8 protein-coding genes are annotated in these 12,652 nt (G+C 51.8%); 4 read left to right on the forward strand and 4 right to left on the reverse strand.

What is annotated here, in order from left to right; genetic code table 11:
• Nucleotides 1–25 precede the first annotated feature (25 nt).
• Nucleotides 26–1,852, reverse strand: a complete 1,827-nt coding sequence (glmS, locus tag B7988_RS00385; RefSeq protein ID WP_088656428.1) for a glutamine--fructose-6-phosphate transaminase (isomerizing) — start codon at nucleotides 1,850–1,852, stop codon at nucleotides 26–28.
• Nucleotides 1,853–1,980: 128 nt separating this feature from the next.
• Between glmS and B7988_RS00390 the strand changes: the two genes are divergently transcribed.
• Complete coding sequence (locus tag B7988_RS00390; RefSeq protein ID WP_088656429.1) at nucleotides 1,981–3,054, forward strand: FKBP-type peptidyl-prolyl cis-trans isomerase; 1,074 nt, start codon at nucleotides 1,981–1,983, stop codon at nucleotides 3,052–3,054.
• 365 nt (nucleotides 3,055–3,419) lie between these two features.
• Complete coding sequence (locus B7988_RS00395; protein WP_249268775.1) at nucleotides 3,420–4,733, forward strand: M23 family metallopeptidase; 1,314 nt, start codon at nucleotides 3,420–3,422, stop codon at nucleotides 4,731–4,733.
• On the opposite strand, the gene B7988_RS00400 is transcribed toward B7988_RS00395, so the two are convergent.
• The 3 genes from B7988_RS00400 to B7988_RS00410 are packed head-to-tail and all read right to left on the reverse strand — an operon-like array spanning nucleotide 4,734 to nucleotide 8,282.
• A complete protein-coding gene (locus B7988_RS00400; RefSeq protein ID WP_088656431.1) occupies nucleotides 4,734–6,158 on the reverse strand; it encodes a S41 family peptidase in 1,425 nt (474 codons plus the stop codon).
• Nucleotides 6,158–7,480 (reverse strand): S41 family peptidase, encoded by a 1,323-nt coding sequence (locus B7988_RS00405; protein ID WP_088656432.1) that lies wholly within the window; start codon nucleotides 7,478–7,480, stop codon nucleotides 6,158–6,160. The genes B7988_RS00400 and B7988_RS00405 overlap by 1 nt, the downstream gene beginning before the upstream one ends.
• Nucleotides 7,481–7,529: 49 nt before the next feature.
• Complete coding sequence (locus B7988_RS00410; RefSeq protein ID WP_088656433.1) at nucleotides 7,530–8,282, reverse strand: leucine-rich repeat domain-containing protein; 753 nt, start codon at nucleotides 8,280–8,282, stop codon at nucleotides 7,530–7,532.
• A 265-nt stretch (nucleotides 8,283–8,547) separates the two neighbouring features.
• On the opposite strand from B7988_RS00410, the gene B7988_RS00415 reads away from it, so the two are divergent.
• Together B7988_RS00415 and B7988_RS00420 are read left to right on the forward strand one after the other, a co-directional pair.
• Nucleotides 8,548–10,440 (forward strand): AIPR family protein, encoded by a 1,893-nt coding sequence (locus B7988_RS00415; protein ID WP_073318608.1) that lies wholly within the window; start codon nucleotides 8,548–8,550, stop codon nucleotides 10,438–10,440.
• A 321-nt stretch (nucleotides 10,441–10,761) separates the two neighbouring features.
• Nucleotides 10,762–12,573 (forward strand): hypothetical protein, encoded by a 1,812-nt coding sequence (locus B7988_RS00420; protein WP_141225505.1) that lies wholly within the window; start codon nucleotides 10,762–10,764, stop codon nucleotides 12,571–12,573.
• Nucleotides 12,574–12,652 lie beyond the last annotated feature (79 nt).

Here is a 12,652-nt window from a genome sequence, read left to right on the forward strand (position 1 = left end):
CGATTATTCCAATAACCAGTGGGGCTTATTCCACGGTCACGCTCTTCGCTAAGTTGCGCGGCTGGTCCACGTCGTTTCCGCGGAGCACGGCGATGTGGTAGGCCAAGAGCTGGAGCGGCACGCAGGTCACAATCGGCATGAGCATCGGGATGGTCTTCGGGACTGTAATCAGGTGGTCTGCGATTTCGTCGAGCGGGTGGCAATCTGCGGTCGAGATGGCAATCACCTTGCCGCCACGGGCCTTGATTTCGCGGACGTTGCTAATCACCTTGTCGAACAGGGCGTCCTTCGGGGCAATCACCACGACCGGCATGTTTTCGTCAATCAAGGCAATGGGCCCGTGCTTCATTTCAGCGGCGGGGTAGCCTTCGGCGTGAATGTAGCTGATTTCCTTGAGCTTGAGTGCGCCTTCCATGGCCACCGGGTAGTTGAAGTGACGACCCAGGTACAAGAAGTTGTTTGCCTTCACGTACTTGTTGGCGATGCCAGCAATCTGGTCCGAAAGCTTGAGGGTCTGCTCCACGAGTTCCGGGAGTTCCTGCATAGCCTTCACGATGTCGGAGCCTGCTTCAAAGGAAAGTCTGCGCTGGCGGCCAAGCAAGAGCGCGATCATGGCAAGCACGGTCACCTGGCTGGTGAACGCCTTGGTGCTGGCTACACCGATTTCGGGGCCTGCGTGCAGGTAAACGCCGCCGTCGCTTGTGCGGGCGATGGTTGAACCCACGCCGTTACAGATGGCAAGAGCGGTGGCACCCTTCTGTTGGGCTTCTTTAAGGGCGGCGAGCGTATCGGCGGTTTCGCCGGACTGGCTAATGGCGAGCACCAGCGTGCCCGGCTTGATAATCGGGTTGCGGTAGCGGAATTCCGAGGCGTATTCCACTTCGACCGGGACGCCGGCCAAGTCTTCGATCATGTATTCGCCGACCATACCGGCGTAGTAGCTGGTACCGCAGGCGGTAATGATGATACGGTTGATGTTCCTCAGTTCCTTGATGTTGGTGTCGAGTCCTGCGAGCTTGGCGTTGCCTTCGGCGTAGAGCAGGCGTCCGCGCATGGTGTTGCGGAGCACTTCGGGCTGCTCGAAGATTTCCTTGAGCATAAAGTGCGCAAAGCCGCCCTTCGCAATGGCGTCGGCATCGAATTCCACGTCCTGCACTTCGTGCTGCACCGGCTGGCTGTTCGTATTCAACAGGTTGTAACCGTCTTCCTTGATTTCGACGATGTCATTGTCGTCGAGATAAACGACCTTCTGCGTGTGCATGATGATAGCGGAAACGTCAGAGGCCAAGTAGAATTCGTTCTGGCCGATACCCAAAATAAGCGGAGATCCGCGGCGGGCACCAATCATGGTGTCGGGTTCGTCCTTGCAAATGACGGCAAGGCCAAAAGTTCCTTCGATCTTGGAAATGGCCTTGAGGACGGCTTCCTTGAGGTTGCCCTTGTAGTAGCGGGCAATCAGGTGGGCGACGACTTCGGTGTCGGTTTCGGACTTGAATTCGATGCCTTCGGCCTGGAGTTTCTTCTTAAGAATGGCGTAGTTTTCGATAATGCCGTTGTGCACAATCGAAATCTTGCCGTCGAAGCTCTGGTGGGGGTGAGCGTTCTGTTCGGTCGGAGCACCATGGGTGGCCCAACGGGTGTGGGCAATGCCGACATGGCCGTGGAGATGCTTTGTCTTGAGCTTGTCTTCGAGGGCTGCAATCTTGCCGGAAGCACGGACCGTTTCAATATTTCCGTCTTCAATCAGGGCAACGCCCGAGCTATCGTAGCCGCGGTACTCCAACTTTTTAAGACCGCCAACCAAGATAGGTAGAGCTTCGTTCTGGCCGATATATCCGACAATTCCGCACATATACTAATAATCCTTCTTTTGTTAACGAAACGCAATATACCAATTTCTTTTGGTAAAAATGGGTTACATATGGTCTTTTGGCGTAAGATTTTGTTATTTTTCGTTTGTCAAACATAAAAGAGGATAAAATGAACAAAAAACTCATTATTGCTGCGGGTGCTCTCGCATTTGCTCTGACTGGCTGTGATCAACTTTGCCAGGGTCCCAAGACCAAGACTGCTTTGGTGACCGATAAGGATAAGTACAGCTACGCTCTCGGTGCCCATTTCGGTAACCAGGCTCGTTTCCAGTTGGTAACCCGCGATTCTATCGACCTCGACCTCGATCTCTTTATCCAGGCTTTCAAGGAACGTTACAACGAAGACTCCGCTCATTTCTTGATGAACGATTCCATCATCTTCCAGACTCTCACCGACCTTTCCCAGGCCCGTCAGGCAGAAAAGAACAAGAAGGATAGCCTCGCTGCCGAAGCCAACAAGGCTGCTGGCGAAGCATTCCTCGCCAAGAACAAGACTGCCGAAGGCGTCGTGATCACCGAATCTGGCCTCCAGTATAAGGTGATTACCGAAGGTACGGGCGCAACGCCTGCCGATGGCGACATTGTTAAGGTTCATTACACCGGTACGCTCCTCGACGGAACCAAGTTCGACAGTTCCATCGACCGTGGCGAACCGCTTGAATTCCCGATTGGCGCCGTAATTCCGGGCTGGACCGAAATGCTCAAGCTCATGAAGGTGGGTGGTAAGGTCACCGCTTGGATCCCGAGCGACCTCGCTTACGGTCCGCGTGGCCGTGGCCCGCAGATTCCGGGTAACAGCCTCCTCGTGTTCGAAATGGAATTGATCGATACTCACGCTGCCGACGCTCCGGCTGCCGCTCCTGCTGAACCGGCAAAGCCCGAAGTGAAGAAGGCTGAAGTGAAGAAGGCCGAAGCTAAGCCCGCTGCAAAGCCTGCTGCTGCCGCTCCTGCCGCCAAGCCTGCCGCTGAAGCCCCGAAGGCCGAGGCCAAGCCTGCTGCCGCTCCTGCCGCTGCAGCTCCGAAGGCCGAAGTCAAGCCCGCTGCCGCTCCTGCCGCCGCAGCCGCCAAGCCGGCTGCTGCCGCAGCCCCGAAGGCTGAAGCTAAGCCTGCTGAAGCTGCAAAGCCGGCTGCTCCTGCCGCCGCACCTGCTGCTGCCCCGGCTGCCGCACCTGCTGCAAAGTAATCGGTTCTGTCACCGTAATTTACGAAAGGTCCCCGCGATACTCGCGGGCCTTTTTGTATATGTAAAGACAAATCGGGGTGAAAAATAATGCGTGTACAGGTTAAAAAAGGGATAAATCTCTTTTTGGCCTGTACAAAAGTTCAATGTGAGCCAATATATTTTGGATTGTACAGGCTTTTTTCTCAACAATCATCGCTGTAGCCTGTACCATGGGTCAAAAAGTGCTGTTAATTTGTGTGTAATTTGCGAAATGTACAGGCTAAACAGGGTAGAAAGCCTGTTTCGGTCTGTACAGTGGCCTCTGGGATAATTCAAATTCCGCGTTTCTTATTCTATATTTGGCTCATTATCATTCTGAGGTTTTCGTGAAATTTATTCTGTCGATTGCGTTGTCTGCGTTTATGGCTTTTTCGCTACTTGGCTGTAACGAAGAAAAGAAAATTCAAGGTCTTAAGGATGAAGGCGATCGCCTACGCGCGCAAATCGATTCCCTCACGAATGAAATTGAGCAGGTGCAAATGCAACCAGGCAACTGGATTGTGCATAACGATACCGTCCGAGCTGGCGATGGCTTGTTCCAGGTGCTTGTCCGCATGCAGATTAACGAACGCGAACGCGGTAAGATTGTGCTTGCCCTCCAGGACAGTGCCGAACTTTCCAAGCTCCGCGTGGGCCAAGTCTTTTACGCCGCCATCGATTCTTCGGGTAGCGTCCAGCGATTCCGTTATGCCCCGAATCCGGCAAACATCCATATGCTTAGCCGTACCGAAAACGGTTACGTCTATAGCCTGATTCAAAAGCCGGTAAAGCGCCGTCAATCCATTTTCGAAGGCGCCCTTACCGAAGGCAGCACCTTGAACGGCACGCTTTTCAAGGTCGGCATTCCCGGCCGTATGGTAGGTATCGTGAGTGGTGTTCTCCAGTGCAAGGTGGCTTTCCCCTTGGCCCGTGCCGGCGACAAGTTCCGCATTCTGCTCGAAGAGACCTTCTACCAGGATTCTATCTGGATTGACGGCCGGGTCGTTTACGCCGAATTCGATGGCCGTATCGTGGGCCATCACGAGGCCTTCCGTTACGAAGACCCGGACCCGAAAAGTTCCTTTAATGCCCACTATACCGAAAAGGGCGAAGCTCTCGTGTTTGATGGCCTGCGTTACCCGCTTGACCGCCTGCATATTACGAGCCCCTTCGGTAGCCGCATTCACCCCATTACGGGCCAGCGCAAAATGCATGCGGGTATTGACTACGGTAGCCCCACGGGCACGCCGGTTTACGCCGTCGCCGAAGGTGTTGTGACGGTTTCGGGCTTTGATCCCTTCAGCGGCAACAAGATTGCCATTCGCCACCGCGACCGTTCCGAAAGTTGGTACATGCACCTCTCGGTCCGCGGCGTCAAGGTAGGCTCCAAGGTGGCTGCGCGCCAGTGCATCGGCCGCGTGGGCTCCACAGGCCGAAGCACCGGCCCGCACCTGCATCTAGGTTTCAAGAACGAAAAGGGCAAATGGATCAATCCGGCCTCCAAGACCATGATTGCCGCCCCCAAGCTCGAAGGGCAGCGGCTTGCTCGCCTCAAGGAACAGGTGGCCGAAATCCGCAAACAAATTGAGGCGACTCTCGCCGCCCCTGCCGTAAAAGCAAACGACACCACCGACGTGATGGTGCGTATGCGTAACTTGTAATTATTTCGCGATTTTATATCTCAGCTTCAGGTCTTTGGCGGTCGGAATTCTGCCAGAGGCTTCGTGCTCGTGTTCTTTAGAGAAGTGGTTGAGCTTCTGGGAGCCGTAGCCGGCAGAGCGGACAAACTGAGCTTCTTTGGCGAGTTCCACGGCCTTGGCCATCTGTGCGTCCGGATCGTCAATTTCAAAGTCCGGAACAATTCCCAAGTCATGGTAGCTTTCCCAGTTCTTGTCGAAACCTTGCAGGGCCGTCACCAGGGCGAGGCCTTTTCCGACGTCAGTCTGAATCACGAGCTGTCCGATTCCCTTTCCGTAGGTCAGCATGCCCACGACCGGAACTTTGCGGTTTGCCGTCAGAGCCGAGAGCATGGTTTCGGCGCAGCTTGCCGAGCCTGTGTCGGCCATAAAGACATAGTAGCGGTTCTTGCCAATGCCGTCGTGTTCTGCGGTAACGGTAAGGGTGTCGAATATCTGGAAATAATTCATGCCTCGACCATTGGAAATAGAATCGATGGTGGCTTCGATATCGATTACGACGGTGTCGCCTGCAGAAAGCAGTTCTGCGGCCATGTTGGCGCACTGCTCGGTTTCGCCACCGGGGTTTCCGCGCAAGTCGATAATCGTGGAGGTGGCGCCTTCGGTCTTTTTGAGGGCCGTCACGAATTCTCCATAGGAACCGCTGTCGCTGATTGAGGTCACGACAAATTCCTTAATCTGGATTACCGGAATGGAATCCTGGTAAGTGAGCTTGACGGAGGGTTCGTTGTATTCGTCAACAGTGACTTTTACGCTGAGTGGTTCCGAATTGCGGGTGACGACGATGTTGATTGTGTCACCCTTGTTGCCGGTGCACATGTTTTCGAAATTGATTGCCGAGGTAATGTTTAGCCCGTCCACCTGGACTACAATGTCTCCGGCCTTCAAGCCGGCTTTTTCTGCCGGAGAACCCGAATAAACATCCGTTATGAGCAAATAGCGGGATGTAGAATCTAGCTGTTCTTCGACTTCCGCTCCGATACCTACGATAGATTCGGATTCCAGAATGCTGGAATAAATCTGGTCTGCGACAAGGGGGTCGAAGTAGCGGGTGAATGGATCTGCCATCTGGTTGTACATGTAGCACACGTCGTAATAATCGACAGAGCAATAACCCTTGGTGCGGCTGTCTTGGCTTGTGCCTTTGTTCAGGTAAACCTTATAGTCGTCAGCCAGTTCGTTGCGCATGTGGGCGTAAATGTAGAACAGGTCGAGCATTTCATAATTGAAATAAAGTTCGGCTTCGTATTCATTATTGATGTCTCTCATTTCAGGAAACAAGTCTGCCATAATGTCACGTTCGTCCGCCGAGCTGCTTGCGGATTGCGTACACGCCGAAAATAAAAATGCTATGGCGCCAAAAATGGCGAGTGTCTTTATCAGTTTCATTATTCATCTCCTTCTATAATTGCGCCGCCCAAGTCTTTGTAACGGCGTAAAATCTGTGGTTCGCTAACATCGGAACCTGTGGCGCTTTTTTTAAAGGCTTGCTTCTTTGTGCCTTTTTTGCCGAATTTGCTTTCGAGCGCGTCGAAGCCGCATTGCAGCGAAGCTTCGGAACAAGGGTAGTCGGGAATGATTCCCTTTTTGTGGTAGGAATTTCCTTTGGGAGTCAGGAACTCCAAATTTGTGATGAGCGAAAGGCCTCCGGCCATTGTCTTCCAGGTGCTTTGGCCGATACCCTTTCCGTAGGTGACTGTCCCTGCGATAGGAATATTTGCGCCTTCCTGGAGGGCTACCGCAAAGATTTCGGCGCAGCTTGCGCTTCCGCCATTCACGAGAGCCACGAAGTTCTTTTTCTCGCCGGCATCACCGGGCTTGGCAACCACTGTCACCTTGTTGTAAAGGGGACTCCCGTCGCCTGCAAAGCTTCGCCAGGAGCGGGTTGAAATATTTCCCTTCTCCATGAACAAGTCTGCCATTGCGGTGCAATGGTTTACATGGCCGCCCGGATTTCCTCGCAAGTCAATGAGTCGGGGAGCCTTCGAGTTCCTGGTTGATTCCAGATAAGTCGTGAGTTCGCCCAGCGTGCCGTTTTCCTTGTCGACGGTGTTCAGCTTGAATCCGGTAATGGTAATGATTTCGATTCCGTTCAGCGTGTCGACAAATACGGTCGGGGCATAGACGTCTTCCTTGGTCAGCTCGTAGGTAGATGTGTCGCCCGAGTAGGTCACCGTGATCGAGATTTCCTTGTTGTGGGTCAGGATCGAATCGTAGATGTCGAATGCGCGGTCGCCTGTAATTTCGACTCCGTTGACATTCAGAATGTTCCCGTAGCGCTTGATACCTGCCCGGCCTGCCGGGCTTTCGGCGTATACCCGGTAAATGACAAGCGGATGTTCCATTTGGTTGAACAGCGAGTATTCCATGCCCACATCGCCCGGCACGATGCTCGTGTTGATATGCGATATGGCCGCTTCGCTTTTTGATGGCGGAATGTAGCGGGTGTAGGGGTCGGACAACTTGTTGTAGAGCTCGTTTACCGAATCCCCCTGTTCGTCTAGCAGGGGCAGTTCGTCTTCGAACAGGTATGTCTTTTGCAGTAGCCAGTAATTATAAGAGTATTCTGTGGGGGCAGGAGTGCTGTCTACCGGCTCGAAAAAATCGCTACAGGCGGTGAGGAAGACGAGAAAAATGAGATGTGGGATGAGGAATGTGAAATGAGCAATTATTGAATTCTCATTAGTTATTTCACATTTCACATTACTCATTATCCTTTCTCCAACCAATCCTAACCACAGCCGACTTTTACAGTCTACACTATTGGTCGATGCTCAGTCCCTTCTTGTCCAAAAGCACGCGCGGAATTCCGCCTTCCATCGGGTTTTCGACGACGGAAATCGTTTCGAGACTGTCGCATTCGGCGAGGCTTTCGGGGAGGGTGGCGAGCTGGTTTGCATCGAGTACCAGTTCCTTGAGCTTTTTCAGGTTCGATAATTCCGAGGGGATTGCGCCCAGGTTGTTGCCCGACACCATCAGGACTTCGAGCGATTCCAGATGGCCGAGGGAGGCCGGAATGCTGGTCAGGTCGTTGTTGTCGAGGTAGAGTTTGCGGAGCTTTTTAAGCTTTCCGAGTGTTGCCGGGACTTCGGAGAGCATGTTGTCATGGAGACTAAGCTTGGTGACGTTTTCCCACTTGCCGACTTCGAGGGTGAGGTCCAAAAGCTGGTTCTTGGCGATATTCACCGTTTCGAGCTTTTTGAGGTTGCCGACGGAATCCGGAAGTTCGGACAGGCTGTTGTAGCCCAGGTACAGGTGTTCAAGATTTGTAAGTTCGCCAATGGTTTCAGGAAGTTCCATCAGGTCGTTTTCGCTTACGGACAGTTTTTTGAGTTTTTTCAGCTTGCAAATGTCGTCGGGAAGTTCCACGAGCATGTTACGGTCGAGGATTAGCTCTTCGAGGTCTTCCAGTTCGAAAAGTTCCTGAGGAAGAATTCTCAGTTCTTTTTGGGAAAGGTCTAACGAGGTGGCTTTTTCGGCTTTAGCTTTATGAATAATGTCTAACAAGTTCATGGGAACATCTCCTATAGTGTAAATCATAGCATTTTTGTCCCGAAAAGATGAAACATTCTACAAAAAAAGTAAAAAAGTATGGTTTTTACACAAATGTTCACTATAAATAAGGGCACTTTTGAAAAAAAATGAAAAAAATGTATGTTTTTTATCCACAAAGCGGCATTTTGAAACTATTTTTAAGGTGCAAAATACGATATTAAGGGTAAGGTGCCGCAATTGCACCCGACTTTTGCTATTGTAAAATAACAGAACTGAGGAAAAAATGGAACTAACCAAATCGCAGGAACGCCGTCTAGCATTTGTGGCTAGCCTCTTGAGTCTCAATCCCAACGATCCTACTGACCGAATTAAGGCACTCCGGCATCTAAACCTTGATGAAAACGGCTGCTTCCATGGTTTCCAATACTCCCAAGGCTTTATGGAATTCTTCATCTTCCTCGATGAAGATACTCCGCTCGAAAAGGTTGTTTCTCACCTCAATTCCGACCTGAAACAGCTCCAGATTGCCGTTTTCCGCACCAGCGATCCTCCTAATCCGTTCTTCATGTCGTTGCGCGAAGAGGCCGATCCTTGGGCTGTGAACAAGATTTCCGACGACGAAGAAGAGGAAGATTCCGATTCCCCGGCAAGTCGCCCCTACATGGAAACGCTCGAAATTACGGTTCTCCGTACTCGTGCAACCCGCGATATTACCGACTCCGAACTGGAACGTACCCTCAAGGATATGCGTCGCAAGCTCGGCATCTGGAAGAACGAAGTCAAGGCAAAGCTCGAAATTATTGCCGAACATGACGATTTGACCCGCGATTTCCGCAGCGCCGACGACAAGCTTGAAATCGTGATGGATTCCGATCCGTTGCACTTGACCTCCGATCACGGCGAACTCTTCCTCGGTTTCTGCCCGATTCGCACGATTTTTGACTATCACGTGAACCTCGGTAAGCGCCTCAAGACGAAGCACAACATGGCAATCGTCTCGAGCAACATCCGTACTTACCTCGGTAACCTCACTCACACGAACGCAGCCTTGATCGACGCCTTCCAGACTATGGAACGTAACGACGACCAGAACGTGAATGTGGACGACTTCCCGTTCCTGCACAACGGTATGACCCTTACGGGCGATGACCTGCGCCTCAAGGAACGCGACGGCAAGAAGGTTCTCTATATTGAACGTCCGAAGATTATTAACGGTGCCCAGTCCCTGTTCACCTACGAACAGTACGCCAAGAAGAGCAAGAAGCCGGTGAACCCGCAGGTGCTGGTGAAGGTGGTGGTGCCGTATCCCGGTGCCGACAACTTCCTGAACCAGGTGACCATGGCCAACAACCGCCAGAACCCGGTGTTCAGCTACCACCTGCGTGCCGCTGACGACCTGCAGTTCTTCATTTGGCAGCGTTACCAGGAAGAAGGCTTTACCTACGTTTATAAGGATGGCGTGCGCCTCAAGGCACGTACCCGTAAGCTCGAAGTGCGTATGCGCCCTGAACTCGCCAAGACCCTCTTCATGATGGATGGCAAGCTCAGCGAATGCCGCTCCAGCGATTGCATTTTCGACAAGGAAACCCTGTACCAGCGTTGCTTCGGCGCGTTCGTGCGCGTGTCTCCGGACAAGGAACGCGATTTTGTGCGCAAGACCATCGCCTTCACCAAGGCCTGGCAGCTCCTTAGCCGCTTGCCCATCAAGATTCGCCGCGTGACCCCGGGTAAGGGCGTTTCTATCGAAGCGAACGACGATAACCCGCTGACCCGTATCACCTGGAACGGCCGCCTCGAAGACAAGTTTATCTTCCGCAGCGCCGTGAAGGACCTCGTGGTGGCCCTTGCCCTTAAGCATTGGCTCATTTACGGTGACCCGATTCAGGATTTCGAATGGTTGGTCGAAAACGAACTCAACTTCAACGATTCCATCCTCAAGTACGCTTCCAAGATTTACACCGAAGACTTGAAGGGAATCCTGATTTCTGAATTCAAGGACAATCCGGCCTACTACGACACCATCACCACAATCGATAAGGATAGCGGTGAATCTGTGGAACGTCGCCTGTGGAAGGGCTTTGCCAATACCGCAACTTACGACAAGATGATGGATCTTCTGTGCAAGAAGAACCGCACTTGGGAAAAGTGCCGCGGCGGCATCGAAGTATTCCTTTAACCGCTTCGAAAACAATCTTGTAAGACCCTGTGTGACGCAGGGTCTTATTTTTTATGCGACCAAAGAAATATGAGAACTCCAAAAGGAAAAGTAAGTCTTTGGTCGCCCTTCGTCTCAACAATAAGCTAATGCTTATTGCTTCGACTCGGCAAAATGTAAGATGATGTACGACATTGTTTTTGCGTGAGAATTAGGTCTAAGAAAAAGTGCAAAAAGTCGTGACTGGATTAACAGGTTTTTGAACATTTGTCTGTATATAAAACAATTTGTTTTATTTGATTTTATATTTGAGATAGTGAGACAATTAAGGAGGATATCACTATGAGTTCTAAAAAAATGAACATCAGAAAATCTCTTGCATTTGCAACTGTATCGACCTCCCTGGCGATGGTTGCGTGCGATTTCAGTGCCGATACGACAGTCAAGGCTTCGGACGACCCGGTACCCGGTCCGGTGTCAGAATTGCCGGAAGGCGCCTTCTTGCAGGTAAATGTGCTGGAAGACTTGCCGAATTGTACGGTAAGTCGCGAAGGCAAATCGGCCTACGTGAATATCAGCAATTCCGTTTATGTCTGCTCCAATGAACGTTGGACCAAGGCAAGCGTGACTGTCGATCCGATCGTTCCGCCGGAAGAAATTTCTTCGAGCAGCGGTGACATTGTTCCGGAAACATCGAGTAGCGGGCTTGAACCTCCTCCGCCACCTCCGCCGTTTGGTACGTGCTTTACCACCTGGTATGGTGGGTATGGCGAGTATTGGATCGATACGGGCTTTGATAACGATTACGGAAATGCAGGCTATTGGTTCTCTTACGCCGATGACAGCGACGGAGGCATGTCGACAATTGTTTGGCCGGTTCCGAAGGGTAATGAATATTCCGACGATGCGATGGATCCGATTATCGATTACTGCGGCGGCGTTTGCGGAACTTATATTCTGGAAGCGGGAACTCTGGAGTATGACCCGTTCGTAGCAGTTGGTTTCAATTTGGGCGGCTACGATGAAAGTGGTGCGCTCACGGTTGTCGATGCCTCTAGCATGGGTGGTATTCGCGTGACTTATACCTCCGAAGCTCCTGTTATTCTGGAACTCGGCTTGGGCGAAAAGAATGACGCCTACTTGGGTTACGACCTTCCGGTTGTATACCTTCCGAAGGCAATTGCACCGGCTACGATTGCGGTAACCTGGGCTGATTTCAAGCAGCTCGGTTGGGGCACGAACTTTATTACTGGCGAAGATGCTGCAAGAACGCTTGCTACCATCAAGTTCAAGATTCAGGGTAAGAGCGGTTCCAAGGGCTCCTTCAACATTATGGCTGTCGGTGCCTACGATGAATCCTGCTCCGGTTATTTCCCGCCGATTCCGCACTCGTCTTCGAGCTATGTGCCGCCGCAGCCGATGTCTTCGAGCAGCTACATTCCGTATTATGGAGGCTTTGAAACCTGGTACGGTAATGAAGGCGTTTACAAGATCGAGACCGGTCTTGATGCCGGCGGAGATATCTCGGGTTACTGGTATGAATTCAACGATGCTGTTGATGGCGGCGAATCGAAGATTATTTGGCCGGTTCCGAAGGGAAACGAATATTCCGATGAGGCCATGGATGGAATTATCGACTACTGCGGAGGCGTTTGCGGTACCTACCAGCTTGAACAGGGCAAAATGGACTACAACCCGTTTGTCGGTATAGCCTTCGATATTGCTGGCCCGGCAGATTACTGGGATGGCCCCGCTGTCGCGGCTGACGCCTCTGCAATGGGTGGCTTGTGCATCGCCTACACCTCTGACTTTGCTGCAAGCCTTGAATTAGGTCTCTCCGATGAAAAGGAAGCAGAAGTCGGTTACGATATTCCGTTTGCTTCGCTCCCGAAGGCAACTTCCGTCGTGGTGAAGGATATTCCGTGGAGCAGCTTCAAACAGGCAGGCTGGGGCACGGGGAAGATTACCGGTGAAGAGGCTGCTGCGATGCTGAAGAGCGTTCGCTTCAAGATCCAGGGCAAGGACGGTATGACCGGTAGCTTCAACGTGATGTCTGTGGGTGCCCTTGGTGGCGGTTGTTCTGCAGAACGCTATTTTACCGTTATTCCGACCGTAGATGTTGTTAAGCTTAATGAAAAAAAGATTGACCGTTAATTTTTAGGGATTATCCTTACAGAAGCGGCTCCCGGTTGCGTAAAGAATTTGCATCCGGGAGCTTTTTTGTTTATATTCA

Origin of the sequence: Fibrobacter sp. UWB1 (assembly GCF_002210325.1) — a bacterium.
In the GTDB taxonomy this organism is placed as follows: domain Bacteria; phylum Fibrobacterota; class Fibrobacteria; order Fibrobacterales; family Fibrobacteraceae; genus Fibrobacter.

Bases quoted from the DNA above. Each gene is read 5' to 3' on its own strand.
- glmS (WP_088656428.1), bottom strand. From the start codon at position 1,852: ATGTGCGGAATTGTCGGATATATCGGCCAGAACGAAGCTCTACCTATC.
- B7988_RS00390 (WP_088656429.1), top strand. From the start codon at position 1,981: ATGAACAAAAAACTCATTATTGCTGCGGGTGCTCTCGCATTTGCTCTG.
- B7988_RS00400 (WP_088656431.1), bottom strand. From the start codon at position 6,158: ATGAAACTGATAAAGACACTCGCCATTTTTGGCGCCATAGCATTTTTA.
- B7988_RS00405 (WP_088656432.1), bottom strand. From the start codon at position 7,480: ATGAGTAATGTGAAATGTGAAATAACTAATGAGAATTCAATAATTGCT.
- B7988_RS00410 (WP_088656433.1), bottom strand. From the start codon at position 8,282: ATGAACTTGTTAGACATTATTCATAAAGCTAAAGCCGAAAAAGCCACC.
- B7988_RS00415 (WP_073318608.1), top strand. From the start codon at position 8,548: ATGGAACTAACCAAATCGCAGGAACGCCGTCTAGCATTTGTGGCTAGC.
- B7988_RS00420 (WP_141225505.1), top strand. From the start codon at position 10,762: ATGAGTTCTAAAAAAATGAACATCAGAAAATCTCTTGCATTTGCAACT.